The organism is Microbacterium sp. (genome assembly GCF_035554235.1).
GTDB lineage: Bacteria > Actinomycetota > Actinomycetes > Actinomycetales > Microbacteriaceae > Microbacterium.
The window spans coordinates 1-2,368 of the sequence record NZ_DATMIO010000068.1 but is presented as its reverse complement, the minus strand read 5'-3'; the positions used below and the strand labels follow the sequence as shown (position 1 = coordinate 2,368).

2 protein-coding genes are annotated in these 2,368 nt (G+C 73.6%); both read left to right on the top strand.

Going from position 1 to position 2,368, the window contains the following annotated elements; genetic code table 11:
* On the top strand, nucleotides 1–1,079 hold a 1,079-nt coding region (locus VNT50_RS03465), incomplete at its 5' end, for a YifB family Mg chelatase-like AAA ATPase (protein ID WP_325483706.1).
* Nucleotides 1,076–2,284 (top strand): DNA-processing protein DprA, encoded by a 1,209-nt coding sequence (dprA, locus tag VNT50_RS03460; RefSeq protein ID WP_325483705.1) that lies wholly within the window; start codon nucleotides 1,076–1,078, stop codon nucleotides 2,282–2,284. The genes VNT50_RS03465 and dprA, both read left to right, overlap by 4 nt.
* Nucleotides 2,285–2,368 lie beyond the last annotated feature (84 nt).

Sequence of the window (2,368 nt, the reverse complement as noted above, 5' to 3'; positions counted from 1 at the left end):
ATGGCGTGACGGTGCTCGGTGCCGTCTCGCTGGCAGACGTCGCGCGGTGGCACGGCGCCGAGGTCGAGACTCCCGCGCTGCCGCCGGTGGCCGGACCGCGACACGACACGGCTGAGAGCGCGCCGGCAGACCTCGTCGATGTCGTCGGGCAGCGCGAGGCCGTCGAGGCGCTGATCGCGGCCGCCGCCGGTGGCCACCACCTGCTCATGACCGGCCCGCCTGGAGCGGGCAAGACGATGCTGGCGAGCCGGCTGCCCGGCATCCTGCCCGCCCTTGACGACGCCGCGGCGCTCGAAGTGGCCTCCGTGCGATCGCTGTCGGGAGATCCCGTCCTCGGCCTCTCCAAGCGGGCTCCGTTCGAGGCCCCGCATCACAGCGCGAGCGTCGCGGCCCTCGTCGGCGGGGGATCGCGCCTCGTCCGCCCCGGAGCGATCGCCCGTGCCAGCCACGGCGTGCTGTTCCTCGATGAAGCGGCGGAGTTCGCCACCAACGCCCTCGATGCCCTGCGCCAACCGCTGGAGTCTGGTTCCATCGTCATCCATCGGGCCGGGGTTACCGCGTCCTTCCCCGCGCGGTTCCAGCTCGTGATGGCCACGAACCCGTGCCCTTGCGGCAACTTCGGCGTGCGCGGAGCCGCCTGCGTCTGTCCCCCGCACTCGATCCGTCGCTACCTCGGCCGCCTCTCAGGGCCGCTCCTGGATCGCATCGACATCGAGCTCGGGCTGACGCGGGTCTCCGTCGCCCACCACGCGGAGTTCGCGCGAGACGCGGTCTCCACCGAGCACGCGCACACGCGGGTGGTCGAGGCGCGCGCCCGGGCGGCCCATCGGCTGAAGGAGACGCCGTGGCGGCTCAACGCGCATGTGTCGGGCCCGTGGCTCCGCCAGGGGCCGTTGGCACTGCCGCCGGTGGTGCGCAGGCCGCTCGATGCCGCGCTGCACCGTGGCGCCCTCACCCTGCGCGGCTACGACCGGGTGCTGCGCATCGCCTGGACGCTCGCCGACATCGCGGGCCGAACCACCCCTACGACGCACGACATCGGTCGTGCTCTGTTCATGAAGAAGGGCGTCTCCTCGTGAAGCACGAGTTCCCGAACGGCCGCGAGATACTCGCCCGGCTCGCCCCGGTGCGGGGCGGTGGAGTGCCGGATCCAGATGCGCGCAGGATCTTCGCGCTCGTCGCCTGGAGCGTGCTCGTCGAGCCCGGCGATGGTGTCGCGGGGCGCCTGGTCGCCGGGCTGGGGCCCGAGGAGGCGCTCCAGTGCGTCGTGGCGCGGCGGCTGGATGCGTCGGCAGCGGATGCCGCGGGCGTGACTCCGGCGGAGTTCACGGCCGGCATCGCGCGGTGGTCCCCGCGCCTCGACGTGCGCGAGGTGGCCACGGCGCTCGACACCGCGGCGCGCGCCCGCATCCGTCTGCTCGTGCCCGGCGACCCTGAGTGGCCGGCTCTCGTCGACGACCTCGGAGCGCATGCCCCGCTCTGCCTCTGGGTGCGCGGCAACCTCACCGCGCTGGCCGGGGCCGAGCCCGCGGTCGCGCTCGTCGGCGCCCGCGCCGCCACGGGCTATGGCGAGCACGTTGCGATGGAGTTCGGAGCCGAACTCGCCGGACGAGGGGTGACGGTCGTCTCGGGCGCCGCCTATGGCATCGACGGGATGGCACACCGCGCCACACTGGCCGCCGGAGGCCGCACGCTCGCCCTGCTCGCGGGCGGAGTCGACCGGCCCTATCCGGCGGGCCATGCGAACCTCCTCGAGCGCATCGCGTCATCCGGTGCCGTCGTCAGCGAGGTGCCGTGCGGGGGAGCGCCCACGAAGTGGCGGTTTCTGATGCGGAATCGGCTCATCGCGGCTCTGGGATCGGCCACCGTCGTGGTCGAAGCGGGGTGGCGAAGCGGCTCGCTCAATACGGCCGGACACGCGGCGACGCTCGGGCGTCCCCTCGGGGCGGTTCCGGGGCCCGTCACTTCGGCCGCGTCGGCGGGCTGTCACCGCCTGCTCCGCGAGTTCGACGCGCGGTGCGTCACCAGCGTCGACGACGTCATGGAACTGCTCGGCGCCACGCTCTCCGGGCGGCTCGACGCAAGGGAAGCCGGCGGCCCGACCAGTGACGACACCCGCGTGCTCGACGCACTCAGCGTCCGCGCGTGGCGCGAGACGGCGGATGTCGCCCGACGGTCGGGGCTCGGCATCGCGGAGGTGGAGGGGATCCTCGGCGTGCTGTCGCTCGACGGCACCGCGCTCAGGGACGAGCGCGGCTGGAGGCGCACGGCGACGACGATGTGAGGGCAGTGTGGCGTTCTAACGGTGTGTCGAGTCGGAGAGGTGGTTCTGCCGCGTGCCGCGCGTCCGGGAGGTTGGTCTCCCGCG